This is a genomic window from Moorena sp. SIO3B2 (assembly GCF_010692525.1).
Classification (GTDB): Bacteria; Cyanobacteriota; Cyanobacteriia; order Cyanobacteriales; family Coleofasciculaceae; genus Moorena; species Moorena producens.
Window position 1 is genome coordinate 1 of the sequence record NZ_JAAHHE010000023.1, and the last position, 20787, is coordinate 20787.

At 45.2% G+C, this 20787-nt stretch carries 19 protein-coding genes and 3 pseudogenes; 8 read left to right on the forward strand and 14 right to left on the reverse strand.

Annotated elements, in window-relative coordinates:
- Positions 1–358: 358 nt before the first annotated feature.
- Positions 359–583: pseudogene (locus F6K38_RS07725) on the forward strand (helix-turn-helix domain-containing protein); the annotation flags it as partial.
- Here the strand turns inward: F6K38_RS07725 and speA are convergent.
- Positions 583–2730, reverse strand: a complete 2148-nt coding sequence (gene speA / locus F6K38_RS07730; protein ID WP_008186202.1) for a biosynthetic arginine decarboxylase — start codon at positions 2728–2730, stop codon at positions 583–585. The pseudogene F6K38_RS07725 and the gene speA sit on opposite strands and share 1 nt — an antisense overlap.
- Positions 2731–2794: 64 nt before the next feature.
- On the opposite strand from speA, the gene F6K38_RS07735 reads away from it, so the two are divergent.
- A complete protein-coding gene (locus tag F6K38_RS07735) occupies positions 2795–3379 on the forward strand; it encodes a hypothetical protein (protein ID WP_008186201.1) in 585 nt (194 codons plus the stop codon).
- A gap of 79 nt (positions 3380–3458) precedes the next feature.
- On the opposite strand, the gene F6K38_RS07740 is transcribed toward F6K38_RS07735, so the two are convergent.
- The 11 genes and pseudogenes from F6K38_RS07740 to F6K38_RS07795 form a co-directional block, all read right to left on the reverse strand.
- Positions 3459–5987: a CHAT domain-containing protein gene (locus F6K38_RS07740; protein WP_008186198.1), complete on the reverse strand. Its 2529-nt coding sequence runs from the start codon at positions 5985–5987 to the stop codon at positions 3459–3461.
- A gap of 1007 nt (positions 5988–6994) precedes the next feature.
- Positions 6995–8304, reverse strand: a pseudogene (locus tag F6K38_RS07745) (RNA-guided endonuclease InsQ/TnpB family protein).
- 425 nt (positions 8305–8729) lie between these two features.
- Positions 8730–8954 carry a hypothetical protein gene (locus tag F6K38_RS07755; RefSeq protein WP_008186190.1) on the reverse strand — a complete coding sequence of 75 codons (225 nt, stop codon included), beginning with the start codon at positions 8952–8954 and terminating at the stop codon, positions 8730–8732.
- Complete coding sequence (locus tag F6K38_RS07760; RefSeq protein WP_287264931.1) at positions 8951–10720, reverse strand: S8 family peptidase; 1770 nt, start codon at positions 10718–10720, stop codon at positions 8951–8953. Before F6K38_RS07760 ends, F6K38_RS07755 begins: the two co-directional genes overlap by 4 nt.
- Positions 10721–10864: 144 nt before the next feature.
- Positions 10865–10996, reverse strand: coding sequence for a hypothetical protein (locus tag F6K38_RS07765; protein WP_287356411.1), 132 nt, complete (start codon positions 10994–10996; stop codon positions 10865–10867).
- Between the two features lie 579 nt (positions 10997–11575).
- Positions 11576–12013, reverse strand: coding sequence for a hypothetical protein (locus F6K38_RS07770; RefSeq protein WP_287356413.1), 438 nt, complete (start codon positions 12011–12013; stop codon positions 11576–11578).
- Positions 12006–12224 (reverse strand): hypothetical protein, encoded by a 219-nt coding sequence (locus F6K38_RS07775; RefSeq protein ID WP_287356415.1) that lies wholly within the window; start codon positions 12222–12224, stop codon positions 12006–12008. Before F6K38_RS07775 ends, F6K38_RS07770 begins: the two co-directional genes overlap by 8 nt.
- 289 nt (positions 12225–12513) lie before the next feature.
- Complete coding sequence (locus F6K38_RS07780) at positions 12514–13140, reverse strand: 2OG-Fe(II) oxygenase family protein (RefSeq protein WP_287356417.1); 627 nt, start codon at positions 13138–13140, stop codon at positions 12514–12516.
- Positions 13076–13456 carry a 2-oxoglutarate and iron-dependent oxygenase domain-containing protein gene (locus tag F6K38_RS07785; RefSeq protein WP_287356419.1) on the reverse strand — a complete coding sequence of 127 codons (381 nt, stop codon included), beginning with the start codon at positions 13454–13456 and terminating at the stop codon, positions 13076–13078. Before F6K38_RS07785 ends, F6K38_RS07780 begins: the two co-directional genes overlap by 65 nt.
- A 16-nt stretch (positions 13457–13472) precedes the next feature.
- Entirely contained in the window at positions 13473–13649 is a 177-nt protein-coding gene (locus F6K38_RS07790) for an EamA family transporter (protein WP_353737175.1), read from the reverse strand.
- 342 nt (positions 13650–13991) lie between these two features.
- Entirely contained in the window at positions 13992–14366 is a 375-nt protein-coding gene (locus F6K38_RS07795) for an enolase C-terminal domain-like protein (RefSeq protein ID WP_081431823.1), read from the reverse strand.
- Between the two features lie 472 nt (positions 14367–14838).
- On the opposite strand from F6K38_RS07795, the gene F6K38_RS07800 reads away from it, so the two are divergent.
- From F6K38_RS07800 to rodA, 3 genes are all read left to right on the forward strand, one after another.
- Positions 14839–15903 (forward strand): Mrp/NBP35 family ATP-binding protein, encoded by a 1065-nt coding sequence (locus tag F6K38_RS07800; protein ID WP_008186161.1) that lies wholly within the window; start codon positions 14839–14841, stop codon positions 15901–15903.
- A 141-nt stretch (positions 15904–16044) separates the two neighbouring features.
- Positions 16045–16167 (forward strand): hypothetical protein, encoded by a 123-nt coding sequence (locus F6K38_RS07805; RefSeq protein WP_287249107.1) that lies wholly within the window; start codon positions 16045–16047, stop codon positions 16165–16167.
- Positions 16168–16313: 146 nt separating this feature from the next.
- On the forward strand, positions 16314–17582 hold the full coding sequence (gene rodA / locus F6K38_RS07810) for a rod shape-determining protein RodA (protein WP_008186160.1): 1269 nt from the start codon (positions 16314–16316) through the stop codon (positions 17580–17582).
- 37 nt (positions 17583–17619) lie between these two features.
- Here the strand turns inward: rodA and F6K38_RS07815 are convergent, their stop codons facing one another.
- On the reverse strand, positions 17620–17829 hold the full coding sequence (locus F6K38_RS07815) for a hypothetical protein (RefSeq protein ID WP_008186158.1): 210 nt from the start codon (positions 17827–17829) through the stop codon (positions 17620–17622).
- Here F6K38_RS07815 and F6K38_RS07820 point away from each other — a divergent pair.
- The 3 genes and pseudogenes from F6K38_RS07820 (at position 17828) to F6K38_RS07835 (ending at position 20133) form a co-directional block, all read left to right on the forward strand.
- Positions 17828–19083 (forward strand): annotated as a pseudogene (locus tag F6K38_RS07820) (RRXRR domain-containing protein). The gene F6K38_RS07815 and the pseudogene F6K38_RS07820 overlap by 2 nt on opposite strands.
- 121 nt (positions 19084–19204) lie before the next feature.
- Entirely contained in the window at positions 19205–19396 is a 192-nt protein-coding gene (locus tag F6K38_RS07830; RefSeq protein ID WP_044493740.1) for an NAD(P)H dehydrogenase subunit NdhS, read from the forward strand.
- Between the two features lie 68 nt (positions 19397–19464).
- Positions 19465–20133 (forward strand): HAS-barrel domain-containing protein, encoded by a 669-nt coding sequence (locus tag F6K38_RS07835; RefSeq protein WP_287356421.1) that lies wholly within the window; start codon positions 19465–19467, stop codon positions 20131–20133.
- Positions 20134–20313: 180 nt separating this feature from the next.
- Here the strand turns inward: F6K38_RS07835 and F6K38_RS07840 are convergent, their stop codons facing one another.
- Positions 20314–20781 (reverse strand): HmpF-related protein, encoded by a 468-nt coding sequence (locus F6K38_RS07840; RefSeq protein ID WP_287356423.1) that lies wholly within the window; start codon positions 20779–20781, stop codon positions 20314–20316.
- Positions 20782–20787: the final 6 nt, after the last annotated feature.

The window sequence follows — 20787 nt, forward strand, 5'->3', positions numbered from 1 at the left end:
GGAGCGATTTTACGCCCTTGCAAAAAGCGATTTTCTTTGGTGGGCATGTTAGTCAAATCACTGGAGAAAACTTGCGCTTAACGACCGTTATAACTTAATGAGCAACATTCTGTAATCTCAAGATTGATGGTTCATGATTCATGAAACTGAGCACCAAACTCTATAATTTTTAGCTTTCCCTACAATTAGAGTTACTAGGTAAGTCCTGAGCTTAACTTGCGAGGGGGGTTGGGGGAGTCGATGTATCCTGCCGGATAGAGCGTCGGGATACATCGACTCCCCCAGTATTTTTCTCACCCCTTCAAGGGGTGAGAAAAATACATCTACGAATTTGTGTATTGATGGTAGACTGTAATGTATGTTGATGATGAACTATCACTACCGAATCTATCCAAGTGCGAGCCAGCAAGTTCAAATACTTGAGTGGTTAGAGACTTGTCGCGGCGTCTACAACTACGCTCTGAGGGAGTTGAAAGACTGGTTGGCAAGTCGAAAGTGTGATGTGGATAGATGTTCTTTGTCAAAGGAATACATCATCCCAGCTGATACTCCGTTCCCTAGCTACCATCTTCAACAAAATAGTCACGAACTCAAATAGGTATAACTCCTCAAACTCCGCTCATAATTTTCCAGCAGCCGTTGAGATTCTGCCAAAGTAATTCGGTTCTCTTGCAACGCCTGTTCTGTGCGGCGGCGCATACCTTCCACCAAATCTTCAGCATCATACTGCACATAACCCAAAACTTCCGTGATTGTATCTCCCTTAACCACGTGTTCAATTTCATACCCTCTGGGGCTTAATTTGATGTGAACTGCGTTACTATCACCAAAAAGATTGTGTAAATTCCCCATAATCTCTTGGTAGGCACCGACTAGGAAGAAACCCAAATAGTAGGGTTCTTTGGATTTGGGATTTGGGATTTGGGATTTGGAATTAGAAATTCTCTCTGGCTCCTCGGCTTTGCGCAAAGGATGTAGTTCCAGCAACGATTTAACATCCCGCAGGTCAATAAATTGGTCAATCTTACCATCACTATCGCAGGTAAGGTCAGCCAGGATCCCCCTTTGAGTTGGTTCTTCATCCAGCCGATGGATGGGCATAATCGGAAATAGCTGGTTAATTCCCCAGCAATCTGGCACTGATTGGAAGACTGATAGGTTGACATAATAAATTGATGCCATGATCGTTTCCAGGTCTGCTAGATCCTCAGGAACATAGTCTTGTGTTCTGATAATTTCCCGAATCTTTTGACAGCACGCCCAATAAAGCTGCTCGGCTTTAGCCCGCTCGGTAATGCTCAGATAGCCTAAACTAAACAGGCTTTTTGCTTCTTGGTTAAGCTCGATGGCATCATGATAAGCTTCCTGGTAATTCTCAAGGTCGATAGTACAGTAAGTTTCCCAAAGATTTCGGATAATTAGATGGTCTTGTTCCGTTGCCAGTGGAGGGGATTGAGATTCGACATCACTGGTACTCAAAACATCAAAGATCAGGACTGATTGATGGGATGCGATCGCACGACCACTTTCACTAATGAGTGTTGGTGCCGGAATTTGATGTTCCTCACAAGCTTCCTTCACCGCAGCCACAATGTCATTGGCATAGTTCTGCATGTTGTAGTTTTTGGAGGCATGGAAGTTTGTTTTGGAGCCATCGTAATCCACTGCCAACCCACCACCTACATCTAGATACTGCATATTCACCCCTAATCCCTTGAGCTCAGCATAAATTTGGCTGGCTTCGCGAATAGCATCTTTAATTGCGCTAATGGCAGAGATTTGAGAGCCGATGTGGAAGTGCAACAGCTGCAATGACTCAAGCATTCCAGCCTCTCGTAGCTGGTCAATGGTTTGGAGTATTTCTGGAATTTTCAGACCAAATTTAGCTCTATCTCCTACAGAGTTTCCCCAACGACCCATGCTTTGTGTACTCAGTTTGGCTCGCACCCCCAGCACTGGTGTGATGCCTCCTAACTCAGCAGCTACCTCGATAATTAGCTGCACTTCTTCTAGCTGTTCTAGGACAATTATCGGATTATGTCCCAATCGCCTAGCTAAAAGGGCAGTTTCAAGATATTCCCGGTCTTTGTAGCCGTTACAAATAATTAGGGAATCCGGAGTGAGCAATGTTGCTAGAGCAATCATCAATTCAGGTTTAGAACCGACTTCTAAACCAAATTGATAAGGTTGACCAAAATACACGACATCCTCTACCACATGTCGATGCTGGTTGCATTTAACCGGAAAGACTCCTTGGTAACGACCAGGGTATTTGTAGCGAGTAATGGCTTGGGCAAAACAGGCGTTTAATTGCGCTATCTGGTCTGCCAAGATATCTGAAAAATGGATTAATAATGGTAGTCCCAAGTTGCGCTGCTTCAGGGATTCTACCAGTTCCAACAAATCCAACGAGCCGCCCCCATTGCCTTTAGGGGAAACCATGATATGACCAGCAGTGTTAATGGCAAAGTAGGGTTCTCCCCAGCCTTGGATCTGATAAAGCTCCTCACTTTTCTCAATTGTCCAAGATTTAGAGGTCTTCTGATCTTGGTTCTGGTTAGGGATTTGAGAACAGGATGAGTCTATCAACTTAACACCATAATCTGTAGGATTTTGAGTCGAGAACCCTGTAGTAGTCTCATTAGTAGTCTCAGTAGTCGTCTCAGGGGTTAAATACTCTTGAAACTGGGATTTACGCTGTAGTGTCACCAATAACCTCCTTAAAGACATTGGTCGAACTGACAAGCCATGCTAAAATGCCGTCAGCGTGTTTTTTAACTAATCGTGAGCGTCGATGTCTAAACCATCTGGTCATCAGGCTCAAAAGCAAGATTATTTCCAGTCCATCCAAAAGCTAATATACAATTATCAGATTGCTGTTTGGGTTGGGCTTTGGGTTGTTATGGTCTTAGCCGGTAGCATAGCAACTATTGGTCTGATTGATCCTGGACCGATTGAGGAAGAAGCCAATAATCCACAACCAGCTCTGGCTCAACTGCGGGCATCAGCGGCCAAAGAGGCTGTGCCTCTGTCTTTGTTTGGTGTTGTTGCTGTAGGCTGCGCCAGCGGTTGCTTATTGCTTACTCAGGCTCTAAAATTTCCAAGCCGGAAAACGAAACCGAAAAGACCGATAACATCTAGTGTCAGCAGTAGAAGGCGACGCCGTAATTCTAGACGCCGTAAGGCTACTAGCAAACAACAACCAGTCAAATCATTACCATTATTACCATCACAAAACAAGAGTGATGACCAACAGACCGAGGTAACGGTTTTGCCACCAGAGCCTACTGATCAGACCAATCCTCAAGACGAGACTCTTGCCAACATGATGGATATGCGTAAGCGCCGCTCTCTGTCTTCCTTGATGCGGGATCAATAATCAGCTGATGCTAGTGGTGATTTATTTAATGTGCCCTTAATTTGCCCTTTGTTCACTCTTGACGCTTGACGGTTAACCGTCAATTGTTAGAAGTTCTAACCTCTAACAGGGATTGCCAATCTTTAATCGCTTGCTGTGACCAAAGCCAGTTCTTGCTCAAGGCATCAGGTTTGAAGTTAATGGGGTCATTGGTGAGCACCAGTTGCCGTAGCTTGAGGGATCGTTGGGACAAGCTCGCCCGCTTAGATCCGTTTTGTTCTTGAGCCGATTTCCACAAGCCTAGCCCTAAGCCAGCATAGGTATTCCATTTTTGGGAATTGCTGGATTTTCCAGATCCAACTGTTGTAGGTTTCTTGTTGCTACTCCTGTACAATGCATCATACCAAGCTTGGTTAGCTCGCTCGTATTTGCCTTCAGCGTAATAGGCAAACCCTAGGGCATTGCGGTAAGTCCAAGAGTCAGGTTCTTGTTTGACTGCTCTTTCCCAATAACGTCTGACATCATCGAAACTGTATTCATCCGAGCCTGTCTGGATCGACTGCCATGCCAGACGCCCTCTTAAAAAACTCACCATTGACTTATTCAATTGTTCTGAGGGAACTTCCTGAAGGGCAGCAGAAGCCTGGGGTAATGCACCCCGGTCTAGCAATGCCCTGACAGCTTCGGTTCCTCGAATAATATTCCCCTCACTGAATGCTTGAATTGCGATCGCTGTGACGGTCTTAGTCTTAGCCTTTGTCAAATTCACATTTGAGTAATCAACAGGTTTGGAGAGACCTGGTGGTAATTGTCTGCCTAGCCCAGGACTAGGAGGGTTCTGGAAAAACCAAACCCCCAAAAGTACCAAGGCCAGAGTTCCCGTTGCTCCTAGTCCGATCCACACTGGTGAACGTGGTAACCTTGAACCCTTCTGTTTAGGATTAGTGACCTTTTTCCCCTCAAGTTCTGCTGTAGAATCCTCAAGGTTTGGAGCTGATTGGGTTGAGCCCTCGCTAGACAAAGCCGCTGTCAGGGTTGCAGCTGAAGCTTTCGAAGCAGCAGGTAGTTGACTTGGGGTATGGACTGGTAAGTTCTTCTGAGCAGCCTCTGAGTAAGGGTTTTGGGATAACCCCTCTAAATTCGATGCTGCTATTTGTGATTCCCCACCCTGAGCCTCTGTATTGAGCTGATCCAGCAATCCCTTAATGAAAGCAGCGGGATCGTCTGCTTCTAGTTCATGGGATTCTAAACCCGGTGTTACACCAGTGAGACTTTCATGGTCATACTCAGCTTCTCCCCTAGAGACAAGAGCTGACTCTTCCTCAAATTCTGAGAATGTGGTAGAATTATTATCTGCTGGTGGTGTAAAAAACGCCTCTTCTGGGTCTAACCCTACAGACATTCCAGGAGGATCGGGCAGACTAAATATTTGAGTTCGGTCATAACTGTGGTCATCATTGGTCAGGAAACCATCAAATTCCGGATGCAGATAGAGAACAGGTAATGCCCAATAAAGCTGGTTCGAGCCATAAGCAGAAATGAGTCCTTGTCTAGCTCGCGAGAGGCTTAGGTCAATGGGATAACCCTGATTGATGTTACGGTATAATAGTCGGGTTAGGGTCAGGGCTACCTCATCGGGAATACGCTCTGCCATGGCTAGAACACCAGGAATACCGCGCTTAACCAGTGCTTGGGCGAGATTTTGATCGTTACCGTTTTCTTGGGTATGTGAAGCAGCTGTATGAGCACCACGACAGGAGTTGAATACAGCCAGCTGGACACCATTATTAACTAACAATCCCGCTAGATCATCACCCCTTACGGTCTCTGTCAAACCAGTTTTTTTACTAACCAGGTAGACATCACCACCTGATTCCCCTAGGTTAGAGTGACCAGCATAGTGGAAGACTTGATATTTTCCTTGTTCCAGGGCTTGGGTTAACTGTTCCCGTCCTGGCTGTTCCAGAATTGTCAGATGAATCGCTGGGGGTCCATTGGGTGAACGATGGCGGAGTTCTTCTTTCAGGTGAGATGCTTCTTGTAAGAGTTCTAAACTTTCTTGATCACTTGGACCCGCGATCACCATCAAAATTTTCAGAGGTTGATTCGGTGGAGACAAAGGCTTCGGAACTGGTCTAATCAAGCCTTTGGTCATCTGGTAGCGGGAGAAAGCCACATCAGTTCCTGTGGCTAGGGGACGATCCCCAGCATGGAGTACTTCCCAAGGTAGGCGGGGTAATTCTGTACCTTTCAATCCCAGACGCAGCCGCAAAACCGACCGTTGATTTTGAGCGATCGCTTGCGCCATCATCCAGCTATCGCGCAAGCTTCCTTTAAATAGGGCATTGTATAGCTCCTGACCCAAGGCAACTAAGTTTAAAGAGGATTGAGAGTACGGTTCTCCCCAAGATGGCATGGCAAAACTGCCATCCACCCCAGCTGCCCTACCCTGCAGGACACTAAATAGGGGGTCATTCATCAGTTGCTTGGCCTGGGTTAACCATTCTTCTACCGGCCAACTGACTTGTTCTTCTGCCAATGAGACTCCCGGTGCCACTCGTTCGATGCGCACCAGATAATCATCATGTTTTCCTAAGGGGGTTACGGAGATATGGAATTCCTGTGCCACTGTTGCCCAATTTTGCTCAATTTCAAGGGATCAATTTTGCTCATAGTGACGAGCTTTGGCTGAAGGTTTAAAAATTCTTGAATATTTGTTTAGTATTTGCTTATTGAGGAGTATTCCTTTAGGGGAAAATTCTTGTTGGCTCATGGTATTGATGCCGTTTTTTATTTAAGGTTTCCAAGGCATACTCTGTTAATTGTTTTGAATCAGAAAATTTCCTAATTCCAGCATTTGGGTGCCACTTTACCCAGATTTTTCCGGATTGCTATCACCAATCTCGGAAAAGTGAAATGGTAGATGCACCCTGATTGACACCCCCGGTTCACTTTGGTGAGCTGGGGATTTTTTTTCACTGGGTGGTAAGGTGTTACCCACTATATGTAGCCATCTCTATAGATTAGTTTGCTTGCTCCTTTTCCTCTAAACACGAACTGATTAAGCGATGCAGGGCGGTCTTGGGGAGGCAGTGCGGTCTTGGGGGTTCCACCCATGAGCAACTGCCGTGGTTTCCCCCACTCGCGCTTTGCATCAAGACACGGTTTTAAGCACTTAAAACAGGTGAAATTGCTTTGGCAAGCAGCTAATTTCCCCCTCGGGAATTGGTACTCATACCCAGCCTTGGATGTACTGAATCAGTAAGGTTTCCAGGAGGAAGGATTAGGGTGTAGGTTTATCCATACTATGATAAGCGTGTTATCAACTAGCTTAACATCTGAAATTTTGCCCAAGATACTCTTTTGGGGTTTCATCACTGTCTGCAGAGCATTTTAGTCAGCCTGATCCTCAACTTTGCTAATTCAGGTCAAGAGTGCCTAATCCTTGGTATTAAGCAGTTTTTCAGTCTTAGGCAGAAGCTCTAGGGGTATTCTTTGAGCTTTATTATGGTTTTTGTAAAGATTTTGACAAGACTCGTTGACACTCCCCGGCCTGTTCGCGTAGCGTCGGCTTTGCCGAAAGGCTTGGGGATTCTTGCTTGGCCGTAGGCCACGCTACGCGAACAACGATTCGACTTACTCAATCTGGTCGGAACCAGAAGGAATAGAGGCCAAATCTCCACAAGTGTTCGGGTCTACGACCCAGGTTCCGGTGTGCCCCACCGTACCCAAGGCTATGCGCGAGTATGTTGATGGCGGCACTGTGGTCTCTATCTAGCTGACAACCACACTTGCAGGTATGGGTTCGAGTTAATAGTGACTTCGTGACCACCTCACCACAACTAGAACAATTCTGGCTAGTATAGGCAGGGTTTACTGCAACAGTTATCCTGCCATATTTATCGCCAAAATGCTCCAACCATTTTCTAAACTGATACCAACCTGCATCATTAATAGACTTAGCAAGGCAGTGGTTTTTGACCAGATTTTTTACCCTTAGGTCTTGCCTTCGGCACGCTGCGCGAACGTAGGCGATCAAATCGTTAGACTGAGCTACGCAACGTGCGAGGGATTGCTCGCGCAGTGTTCTTCACGTTGCCTACTTATCCTTAGGTGTGCCCTACCTAGTTTGTTAATGGCTTTTCGACGGTTAGCAGAGCCTTTATTTTTTCGGTAAACCCGACGTTGATAAAACTTGAGACGCTTTTCACCCGTTCTATAAAACCGAGGGTTGGGTTGTGTATTGGCGTCGGAATCCGTATAGAAATCCTTCAGTCCTAGATCTAGCCCGACAGTGTTTCCAGTTGGTTTTAATTTTTCGTTGATATCAACTGAAACACAGAACTGGACGTAGTACCCGTCAGCCCGTCGAACTATCCTAACCCTCTTAATTTGTTTTTTGTCGAAGCGCCACAAGTCCCAAGTACCTTTGAGTTTTAGTTTCCCAATACCCTTATTGTCCCTAAACGTTATCGACTTTTTGTCAGGGGACAATTTCCATCCGGACTGCTTGTATTCAACAGAGCGGCAGTGTTTTTGGAACTTCGGAAAACCCTTTTTTCCAGGTACTTTTTTCTGGCAATTATCGTAGAAACGGGATATCGATGACCGGAGATGAAACCTTAGAATAGTGGAGCCTTTATAGGCGATAGGCTATGCAGAAAAGGGTTAAAACTCATGAAATAAGGCTCCACTATTCTTACGGTAACTTCTAACCATGCCCTTTCAGCCGCAGCTTGGCGGGCAGTAGAGTTTAATTCATTGGCAAAAGGGAACTGCTTAGCTAAAACTTTGCAGTATTTGCTTAAGTCATATTTACCAGTCCCTTTCTTGTCCATCCATAGCCTAATGCAACTATTTCGGATAAATTTCATTGTCCGAATAGCTTCATCAATGGCTTGGTATTGGTGCTTTTTACCTTTGGCTTTAAACTCTAAAATAATCATTTACCTAAGGTCACGCTCCGCGAAGGTATATCCACCTTTACCTGTAACATTTTATTATACCACACGAGCGCGAAAATCGTCAGGATAATTTTCAGTAAAAACCCGTCCTAGAATCCTAGAAGGGAGCAGGTCAATTTTGTAAGAACACTTGAACTACAAACTCTTGAACTATAGTGTTTTCCGGGATTGAGTACCAGTTATCAGTCGTTTTAGTACATTTATTCTACGAATTTGACATGCTCCCGTCCTACAAGGACGGGGCTTTAGACCCAGTTTTTTGGTAATTACTGAGTCTTGGGGTTTCACCCCATCCGTAGGTGAATTTTGAGGATAGCTTTGAGCGGCTGCATCAAGACAACTATAAACCTGGTTTTAACGGTCTTGATGGGTAAGTCCTGATTATCTTGCTTTAAGAGGTAAGATCCTCAATCGAGTAACTCAAAGGACTTGATCTCTAACACCGGACCAATCATCGCAAAGCTCATCACATCCTCTCGCACCTCTCCTGTAACCGTGACCTTTATTCCCGATTGCTTTAACTCTGGGGGAGTGTCCTTGAGTTCATAGGTTTCCCCTGAGTCAGAAACCAGTGCCCAGGCTCCTGACCCCATCTCTTTGCGCTCAATCACGCCTGTGATGCTGATCGTCATGCTGATTGTTTCTCCCCTTGAACGGCTAAATAAGCTAGTCCAAAACAGAGCAAGGCATTGGCAATCAGGAACACCCGAGACAAAACCCCGCCTCCTAGCCAAATTAGCTCAGGTGAAACCACAGCACTCACGGCTAGGCAACTGGCCACACCGAGAGCTGAACCAACCGCTAACCACTTCCATTGCGGATGTCCTAACAGTAGGGCGATTAAAATAAATGGAATCACAACACTGGCAAATAGAGGGTTGAGAAAACTGCTGCTGCCAATAGCGCTACCTAATTCTGGAATCGAACTGCCCATGACTCGGAAAGGCCATTGGGGTAAGTCAAATATATACAAACCTTTCAGGAAGAATAATCCTGAACTCCCCGCTACTAAGCCAGTGGCAAGAGACCAACTCCAAGTAAAAGGAAAATAATTGCGCAAGAACCAGGCCAGCAAATAGGAACCTAGTACCATAGCAATCTTTGGCCACAGGGCGATCACACCACCGTCAATCCAAAAGCGAGGATTGAGATAGCCGTTATCCCGTAACCAGCGGAAGAAGTCTTGGAAAGTAATTTGTCCTTTCAGAGCAAGTTGAACGGCAGCACCAGCATCTAATTGTCCAGCACCATAGTGGTTTAGGGGGTCATCTTCTATAACTCGGGTGGACTGCTTGAGTACATTCAATACATCAGCAGGGTCTTGAATCCCACTAGCTTTGATTAAAGCTGCCACACCAGCAACATGAGGCGATGCCATACTGGTGCCTTGGAAGCCAGCAAATACAGGGGTGCCTGTATCTCCATCAATCGTCTCTTGCAAAATCTTACCATTTTCACTGCCACCAGGGGCTGAGATATCTACCCCAGCACCAAAGTTAGAGTAGGGAGCTTTCAGACCTGCGGAATCAAGGGCAGAAACACCAATAACATGGGGATAGCGGGCGGGATAAGCGGCAGCATTTTGGTTAGAGTTACCAGCAGCAGCCACTAGGACAACACCTTTGTGGTAGGCATAGTCGATTGCCTCTGCCATCAGATTGCTTTCACCAGCCCCTCCTAAACTCATGTTGATCACATCTGCCCCATGATCAGCGGCAAAGCGAATCGCTTCTGCAATATCAGCCACTGTACCACCACCATGGGCTGCCAATACCTTCAGGGGCATCAGGCTAGCTTCGTAAGCAATTCCGGCAACACCGTAACCATTGTTGGTAGATTGGGCAATGGTACCGGCTACGTGAGTACCGTGACCTTGATCATCCCATGCTTCAATCCGGTCATTAACAAAGTCGTAGCCTTCAACAAATTCAGTATCTTTCAAATCTGGGACTGCGCTGACCCCAGTGTCAATCACTGCTACTGTTACCCCACTACCCTTGGTGTCATCCCAGGCAGATTCTATATTAATGCTGCGCAGGTTCCACTGCTTGCTATAGTCAGGGTCATTGGGAACCTCGAAGGCACTATAGGTATAGTTCGGTTCAATATATTCTGTTGCTTGGGATAGTCCTGATTGTTTCAGGGTATTCAGCAGTTGTTTATCTCCCTTTAGGATATATATGTGATCCGCTGCTGAAAATTCACTATTGAGTTGGGGATTCACCTCGTATTGTTGTGCGATCGCTTGCAATTGCTCATTAAGTTGAGCAGCTGGGATATCTTCCCGGAAGTCGATCACAATCGACTCAAAATTCCCCTGATTTGCCAATCCTTTAAAGTTAAACAGGGCAAAACCCAGCCCTACTACAAACAGACACAGTATCAAAAATTTTCTCATGGCAATCTGTCGCTGGTTCGCGAGTCTTTAATCACCACGATAACTTATATAGCAAAGGGAGTAGGGAGTAGGAAGTAGGGAGTAGGGAGTAGGGACTATGGCATCAAAAATTCTTACAATTGATTTAGGTACCCTATACCAATTTTAAAAAATATTGCTAGCTATTAATTCTCCATAAAGGGTGAAGGAGGGAATAGGCAATAGACAACAGGCAAGAGGCAAGAGGCAAAAGGCAAGAGGCAAGAGGCAAGAGGGAAAAAATCCTGTTGACCTCATTACTATGACAAGCGCTATATAAATTTGACCGTGTTGTCACCTGCTCAGGTTGTTGGATTTTCGACGTGAGGCGGATTTTGTGTCTTGGTTATATCAAAATTAACTCAAGTGCAGCACCTTTAAGGAAATAAAGAGCTATTTGAGGATTGAGATGGGATTGTTAGTAGTCGGACAAAAGTAAAATTAACTGTCGAAATAGGGAGCAGGGAGCAGGGAGCAGAGAGACTTTTAGCCACTTTACACAAATTAATACAGCGATGCAGCGCCGCCAAAGGGGGTTTCCCCCACTCGCGCTTTGCATCAAGAAGTGAGGTTTATTTTTGTCCAGGTACTAAGAGGTAAAGATTAATGCGATCGCAAAACTTGGGTTCGGTCAAGCAGGGGACAAGAAGCGGAAAAAGAAGACCTGGTGTCGCGGCTGGGGTTTCGCGGGTTGGGAAAATATCGATCGTTTTTTATTCCCAGTCGTGCCTACACCGGGTTTTAAAACTGCAATTTTTTCCTCCACCCTAATGCTGCAACTGATCTTTCCCTTTCCTCCAAGTAATACCCGCGTTCTTTGTTAAGCGGGTATCCACCTTACTTAGTGCCCTTGCTGCAGGTTCCTTTTGGGACTAAGGGCCACTGTTCGTAAGCCGCTTCATCACCTCCAAACGAATCAACCGAAACTTGACGTTGAGGCATCGGGTTGAGAGGAGCATTGATGGGAGTGTATTTGCAATAGCAAATTACAACAACATCAAACTCACCCATCGGAACATCAGGAGTGTAGGTTTCAACCTGTGTAACTTCCCAATCTCCCTGACGATAGTGAGTGCTGTACCCGTGCTCATCTCGGTTGTGAAGTGCATCAACTCGAATAAACTCAGTCGGTCGGTATCCCGGTTCTGGGATGGGCTGATCGGAAGAGTCGAAGTGTTCAGCCAAGATCCGAGTTAAACCTTGTGTGTGTTGCAGCTTCCGCTCTTTCCATCCTGGTTGACGCTTTTCAGCCCGAAAGATAATGTATTTACGCATCGTCGCCTTCCTCCTTATTGGTGTCATAGTAGGACTTTGGAAACTCGGTCTTGCCTTCAAACACACAATCAACCTCAAGAATGGGGTCCTCGGTTTCTTCAATCCGCACAAGATTCCATCCGTATTTGCGCTCCATTTCTTCGCAGCATCCCTCATCTGCTGCAGCATGACGAGACACATTTTCGTCTTGGTCGTATCTGAGTTTTAGCATACTTAAGCTATTCCTAGTTCGGTATACTCAGACTAGGTCGAAGCCCTCTCGGTTGAGTGTTTTCGCACTCGCAGGGGCGCATTCTATATCTATCATTATACAGCCCAGTGTCTGTATAATAATTCCTGAGGGGCCGCAGGTCAGCTATAATCTTTGTTACTTATTTACAAAATCCTGATTACTTGTAAGCATTCAGCCGTTGGCCACGCTACGCAAACGTTAGAATTTAAGACTTCGAGATTTTACCTCTTTAGCTGAAAGCTGATTGCTGACAGCTGATTGGTTACAATTACTTTAATTCTTTAGCCCGACCTGCCCCTGTTTTATTCACCCAAATTGAATTAAAATTTTTCAGCATAATGTCAGTAGCATTGATCTTTTTATCGGTTCCGATCGGTTCAAATGTTGCGTTGACATCTGGATAAACAAAGAAAGGAATCGAAATCCGACTCCTGGAGAGTGTATGAATCACTTCGTGGGGAGTACTCACAAACAAACCATTTGTCCAAAGTTGCAACATATCCCCCAAATTAATCACAAAAGCATCTTCTAAACAAACCGCATCAATCCAGGCATTTTTCGTATAAACCCGCAGGGAAGGGGTGGAAAAATATTCTTGGATTAACACAGTAAAAATGCCGTTGTCTGTATGTTTTCCTGCCACACCACTTTCAGAGGGGTAGTAAATGGTTCGATGGATCAGGATTGGATCGTCAAAATAAGGGTCAAACCAATCCGGGTCAAGGTTCAAAGCAACAGCCAGTGCCCTGAGAAGGTGGGGAACAATTTTAGTCATAATTTCCCCTTGAAGCTGATAGTGGGATGCCGCAAAACCAGGGGCTACAGTATGATCAGGAATCAAGGTCGGGCCAGTAAACGGCTTGTCTGAAGGTGGATGTTCGATTGCCTTGGTCAAACAGTTCCTTGGAATCAGGACCAACGTCTTCATGGAGGATTTCGCCGTCAACGGGAACGTAGCCCCTAGAGGTGTTGGGATAAACGGTTTGTTTGTCTTGGCCGTAGGCTTTTTTAATGTCCTGTGGCAACTGGAAAAAGTTACGAGATCTGTCGATGGTTTGTTGAAATAAATCAGCAGAAATGCCATGATATTTCAAATAGAAAAAACCATGATCTAAGCAGATGTTGGAAAGGCGTTTGTGTTCTTCGTTACATGAGTTTAAACCATTGATGTATTTTAACTTTGCTAATGAAATTACCGGTAAGGTATTCATTTATAATTCTCCTAATTTATGTAGCAATTAGCGCGATCGCAACTAGGGCAAAACCAATGCCAATCATTTGTTTCAGGGTCAGTGTTTCGTGCAAAACAACTAACCCCAGGACAATGACCACTAAGGGATAAAGGGCTGATAGGGTAGAAACGATTGCCATAGAACCTTTAGAAACTGCCTTGATATATAGCAGAAGTCAGAAGTCAGAAGTCAGAAGTCAGAAGTCAAACTCTTGCGCTTACTTAGGTTTGAGACTTTTGTCATGTCCTAACTGCCCTGGCGACTGCTATAAAATAGCACCCCCAAAAAGTTCAGCATACCTGCAATAATGGCTAAAATAGCGCCTTTTGGATGGTTTTTCAAGCTATTACCAAGGTTTATCAGGATAAGTAAGGCAAGGATTGTTCCCCCTAATCCCTGGTAGACAATGGCACTTTTAGCGCTAATGTACTGATCAGAAAATTTAGGTAAGAAAGCCCAAAATCCCCAAGATAAAACTGTGCCTAATGTGGGTATAAACCATTCTTTAATCTATTTATTTATACACCGCGATCGCTTCACCCAAAACATCAAGTATTGGCTCTACACCCAGCCCTGGAGCTTCTGGCGCAAAGGTTTTACCCCCTTGATTGCGGGCACCACCTGTAGCTGTGTCAATAGTTAGCATATCATTACATAACCAAGTCGCACGCAAAAACATTCGTGGAGTTGCCTGGGCAAGATGCACCGCTGCCGTATCTGCAATCACACTACCCCCAGTTTCTTCAATATTCATCCGAATCCCAGTTTCCACACAAAAATCTCGGATGCGCTTGGCTTTAGTTAAACCAGCAACCCGATTAATTTTTAACCCAATTGCTTCACAAGCATGGTCACCTTGAGCGCGGACAATATCCCCATAGCGCTGAATACATTAATCTAAGATAATCAGATGAGATGTGACGCGACGGACTTGAAGACATTCTTCATAGGTTTCACAGGGTTGTTCAAAATAACAAATAGAGTCAGTAAGTAGGTGGGCATCACAACAAGCCTAAAAGCGATGCACCACGGCCAAAAGGAAGGTGTTTCCCCCATCAACGACTGCATCAAAATAAGTAGACAAGGGTTAGACTGTGAGTCAAATACAAAAACAATCCGAGACAGTTCAAGACAGTTGCTAACGATCGCCTCGATTGTCTTAAGCATTCAGCTATCTTAAGCATTCAGTTATCAGCCATAGCCCAAGACTCACGGCTGATAGCTGACAGCTGAATGCTTAGCAATTGTCTGTTTTCTTAGTCTGATTGGCAATCACTGCGCCTAGTAAAGCTCTACAATCTAACCGTAGCCCCATTCCTCGTGGCCTTAGCTAACACACACGCTATGCCCGCCTATCTGTCATGCTTGATACAAATTCAGTTTTAGACGTATTACGACCGGTACAAGACCCCGAACTCCAGAAGAGTTTAGTGGAGTTAAATATGATCCGCAATGTCAAGGTTGACAACGGTACAGTCAGTTTTACCTTAGTGTTGACCACCCCAGCCTGTCCCTTGCGGGAATTTATTGTAGAGGATTGCCAGAAGGCAGTGAAACAACTATCGGGAGTAGAAGAGGTAGTGGTGGATGTTACCGCTGAAACACCTCAGCAAAAATCCTTGCCTGACCGCACTGGTATTGAGGGGGTAAAAAATATTTTAGCCATTTCCAGTGGTAAGGGAGGCGTCGGTAAGAGTACTGTTGCGGTAAATGTCGCAGTTGCTTTGGCTCAGTTGGGGGCTAAAGTCGGTCTCCTAGACGCTGATATCTATGGTCCCAATGCTCCAGCCATGCTGGGATTAGCTGATGCCAAAGTCATGGTTCAGAAAGGAAAACAGGGGGATGTGATCGAGCCAGCCTTCAACCACGGTGTCAAGCTAGTGTCCATGGGATTTCTAATTGATCCAGACCAGCCAGTTATTTGGCGCGGACCAATGTTAAATGGAATTATTCGCCAGTTCCTCTATCAAGTAGAGTGGGGTGAATTGGACTATCTGATTGTGGATATGCCACCAGGCACTGGGGATGCTCAGCTAACCTTAGCCCAAGCAGTACCGATGGCAGGAGCAGTAATTGTGACAACACCCCAAAATGTCGCTCTTTTAGACTCCCGCCGAGGCTTGAAAATGTTTGAGCAAATGGGAGTCCCCGTGTTGGGAATCATAGAAAATATGAGTTACTTTATCCCACCAGACTTGCCCGATCGTCAGTATGACCTGTTTGGCTCTGGAGGAGGTGAAAAAACATCAAAAGAACTAGGGATTCCCTTGCTCGGTTGTATTCCCCTAGAAATTTCCCTACGGCAGGGAGGGGATCAAGGATTGCCCATCGCTGTTGGCAATCCAGAGTCAGCCTCCGCTAAAGCACTGGTAGCGATCGCATCTCAGATTGCAGCCAAAGTTTCCATTGCTGCCCTTTCTAATTAACAAAGACTTGCAGGCAATAATAACTCAAAAATAGAACATGGAAAATCACCATTAACAATTTTGTAATCCCTAATGCCTAATAGCTCATACCGTCAGCGGTCAGCGGTCAGCGGTCAGCTTTCCCTAACTTAGATTAAACGAATGCTTACTTGTTTTATTCAAAAGCTGTTCGGTGTAGCGTGCCCTATGCCCACGCTACTTGAGGTGCCGTCAGCCGTCAGCTCTCAGCCGTCAGCTTATTTTATTCAAAAGCACCTCAAGTAGCGTGTGCGTAGCACATAAGCTGATAGTTGATAGCTGATAGCTGAAAGCTGATAGCTGAAAGCTGATAGCTGAAAGCTGATAGCTGAAAGCTGATAGCTGATAGCTGATAGCTTAGCTCATACCTAATCGCTCATACCTCATAACTGATGGTACAAATTAATAAATTTAGAATTAGAAATAGTATTCGTTGGCGGCTGTTGTGGGCCCCCTGGCAGGACTTAGACTGGCAACTATTATTCCTGACTGTGGGGCTAACCATCTTTGGGGCAGTGATGATTCGCTCTGCAGCCATCGACAATGGTGGAAACTATTGGGTCTCCCACTTGCTCATTGGTAGTATTGGATTGTTCATCGCTCTATTCATCGCGCGATCGCGCTATCATTCCCTGATCCAATGGCATTGGGTAATTTACGCCATCACCAATCTGTCCTTAATTGCTGTAATGATGATCGGTGCCAGTGCTAAGGGGGCTCAGCGTTGGGTTACCATTGGAGGGTTTAATGTTCAACCCTCAGAATTTGCCAAGATCGGGTTGATTATTACTCTAGCTGCCATCTTGCACAAACGGCCCGCTACTACCATTCCAGCAGTAATAGCAGCTTTAGCAGTAACTATATTACCTTGGGCATTAGTGTTTGGGCAGCCTGATCTGGGAACATCCTTGGTGTTTGGGGCAATTACCTTGAGTATGCTTTACTGGGCAAATGCCAATCCCGCCTGGTTGCTCGTGTTGATTTCCCCTCTGGTGTCAGCCATTGTCTTCAGTCTATCTTCACCTGCATGGTATACCTGGGCTGCTGTAATCACACTGATTGCTTTCCTCAGTCTCCCTTGGCGCTGGTTGGGAGCCTTGGGTACCCTGGTTATTAACCTAGTTGTCGGACCGTTAGGAAAAGTCTTCTGGAATCTGTTGAAGGACTATCAAAAAGACCGATTAACGCTCTTTTTGAACCCCGATCTAGACCCTCTTGGAGGAGGATATCACCTAATTCAGTCTCGGATTGGGATCGGTGCTGGTCAACTTTGGGGAAGGGGACTAAACCAGGGAACTCAAACTCAACTCCACTTTATCCCGGAACAGCATACTGACTTCATTTTCTCAGCCATTGGTGAAGAACTAGGCTTTGTAGGTTGCTTGTGTATTTTATTAGCCCTGTGGTGGTTGTGCCTACGCTTGGTGCTGATTGCTCAGAATGCTAAAGACAACTTTGGCTCTCTGGTAACAATTGGCGTGCTCTCAATGATTGTGTTTCAAACCGTGATCAACATTGGGATGACTATTGGCTTAGCTCCCATCACAGGAATTCCTCTACCTTTACTCAGTTACGGTCGTTCAGCCCTACTAACCAACTTTCTTGGTCTAGGGTTGGCTCAAGCAGTGGCCAATTATCGACAGCGATTGAAGTTTCAATGAGTTATGGGTTATAAGATACTGGGTCAATAACCCCACCCTAAGAGGATGGATGGGGCTTGGTAGACAACCAACTACCGTGATTGACTAGACCATTGAGCCGAATCCTGGTAAGAACTTCCAGATGCTTCCCCAGTCTGGATCTCTTTAAAACTGTGTTGTCAGTTGCTGCTTTGGGCAGGACATCTTGGATTCGGTGGTCAAGGGGACAGGGTAACCTAAATACTTTTCTCGTGAGGTTTATCACCATGTTACGAGTTCCAGTAATTTCACCTGATGGCAAACCATTAATGCCGACAAAAGCTTCTCGCGCTCGCCGCTGGCTGCTATGCGGTCTTGCCGTTGTTTATCCAAACGATCTAAATGTTTTTGCTGTTCAGCTAGTTAATCAACCATCTGGAAATCAAACCCAGGATATTGCCATTGGTATTGACCCCGGAAAGATGTTTTCTGGTATGGCTGTTCAGTCAAGTAAAATCACTCTTTGGACAGGACATCTGATCTTGCCTGACAAGAAAGTTCGAGAACGCATGGATACTCGGCGAATGATGCGTTCGCGTAGCGTCGGCTTCGCCGAAAAAACTCGTAGAAGTCGTCGAATAGATCGCAAGGTTGCTTACTCACAAAGGTCTCATCGGCAAAAACGATTCTCAAACCGTAGAGTAAAAAGGGTTCCCCCTTCAATTAGGGCAAACCGTCAACTAGAAAATCGGGTAACAAAAGAGCTTTGTTTTTTGTATCCAGTAAATGTCATCGTCTATGAAGTGGTCAAGGCAAGAGGGAGCAAAGGGTTTTCTCCTGTGATGGTAGGCCAGTATTGGGCAATCTCTCAGTTGGAGCAAATAGCCCCAGTAATTCAAAAACAAGGCTGGGAGACCGCTTTAAAAAGAGAGGCATTAGGACTAATAAAAGACAAAACTGACAAAAGTCAGCAAACAGTTAATACCCATGCAGTAGATGGAATAGCCCTAGCTGCTACTCATTTTTTTCGACGCAAAAATTATTATCACCGCAACGGAAAACTGAGTGTTCCAAAAAACTGTGATGTAACTAATGCTGTGTTTTCAGTCATTAGACGTGCCCCCATAAGTCGTCGCCAGTTGCATCTATTGCAGTTTTCTAAGAGGTTGTCTGAGAAGTCTCATTTGCTACATCCAAGCCCCCTAAATCCCCCAATTCTGGGGGACTTTTAGAAGCAAATTGACTCTTGTTCCCCCCAAAGTTGGGGGGTCAGGGGGGCAAAATTCAGTATCAAAAAACTTTTCAGATATCCTCTAAGGGTGGGAAACGACGTAAATACGGTGGGACAACCACTAGCCATGGTTTTCGCAAAGGAGACTATGTTGAGGCGGTTAAGGCTGGGATAACCTATCGAGGTTGGGTGAGCGGTGAGACAGTAAGGCAAGTTTCTGTTAGCGATGTTAACTGGAAAAGAATTGGACAATTTACTGCCCGAAAAGTCCGACTTCTAAAACGTTCAACGGGATTAATTGTAAACCACTAATTGGAGGCGCGGCTTTCCTCCCCACTTTAAGAAGGATGGGGTATCCAGCCGCGAAGATTTAATGACTAATAAGTCCAATATCTCCTATCCTAGTAAAGGAAATCTAAGTTTTGAGGCAATCATGATTTTTCCAGGTTCTATAGTTCGCGTAATCAATGTTGACGATACCTATTATCGCTTTGAGGGGCTAGTACAGAGGGTTAGTGATGGTAAAGCAGCTGTGCTGTTTGAAGGAGGTAACTGGGATAAATTAGTGACGTTTCAGCTGTCGGAAATCGAAGAGGTGAAACCAAAAATTGGTAAAAAGGGTTAGTGGACAGGCATAGATCAAAGAGATCAATAATTAATGACTAATGACTAATCATGACTAATCGCTAAACCATGCGCCTTCCCTTACCCCAGTTTACTCCCAGCAATCGCTCAGAAAATCACCTTGCTGAGGTGATTGAAACAGCAACTACAGAATTTCTCGCTCAATGTTTAGAGCCAGAAGATCTAAGCTTTCCAGTCATGCCTCCCTTTGGCAGCTGGGTAAAATCTGTAGATGATGAGTCAGGTAATCAAATTTTTGCTGTAGTTTATTATGCTACCACTAGCCCCATTGACTCGGTTCATCGAGCAACAGCTTTAGGATTGTCACTGGCAGAATTACGTGAGCAGCAGCCTCAGATTTTTGCCATGCTCAAAACTGAGTTCCGTGCTGGCATCGTTGGGTTTATGTCTTCGGAAGAGGGTGTTAATGGTTTTAGCAACCATCACGGTCGAGTCTATCAGTATCTTCCACCCCGTCCACCGCAAATTCATCAACCTGTCTACCAGTGTGAACCATCAGAGGTTATTCACTTTAGTGAACAGTTGGATTTTTTGCGAACACTTTTGGAAGTGAATGGTGCCCCAGTAGACCCCCTGACAGCAGCTGTGATTAGAGAAGTTTATCGTCTTCGTCAGACTGACCGTGACTGGTTAGTCAAGGCCGGACGAACCTTGAGTGTCTTACTTAAGGATGATTATGACCGCTTGCGGTATATTTTGAGTCAGATTCATTGGTAGTAACCTCCTCCCTCGTTATCCCTTATGGGGATAACGGGTTACCCTACCCATTACTTATTGAAAGAAAAGAATTGAAAGTTTGGAAATTTTCCCATGCTGCATAAGCTGATAGCTGATAGCTGATAGCTGATAGCTGATAGCTGATAGCTTACGTTCCCTGTTCCCCGTTCCCTATTCCCTTTACTCATTACCGGCTTCATCAATTTTAGCCTCCAATTGAGCTACCTTTTGCTCCAGCTGTTTCTTCTCCAATTTCAAGTTTTCTGCTAAGGCTTCAATTTTTTCGCGACGTGCTTCTACTTCTAAATCGCGGATATCTAACCCTTGGCTTTTCAAGGTTAGCTCTTGCCGCCATTGTTCAGCCCGTTTCATTTCTTCTTCTAAAAAGGTAGACTTAACCTCAGCTGTTAAATACTTCTTGACTAAATCTAACACCCAATCGGTGGCAGATTGAATAGAGATTACCTCTTGAGTTTCAGCCAGATCGATTAAGACTAAGCAACCTTCTTTTAAAGCTTGGGAATTAGTAAACGCGACAGGTCTTGGCTCAATGACTTCCCAGAATTGATCAGAGTTTTGGCGGGCAAGTAGTTGCAATTGGAGCCCGCCAAAATCGTTATTGTCTTGAACTTGAGCTAGGTGTAGCATTACCGG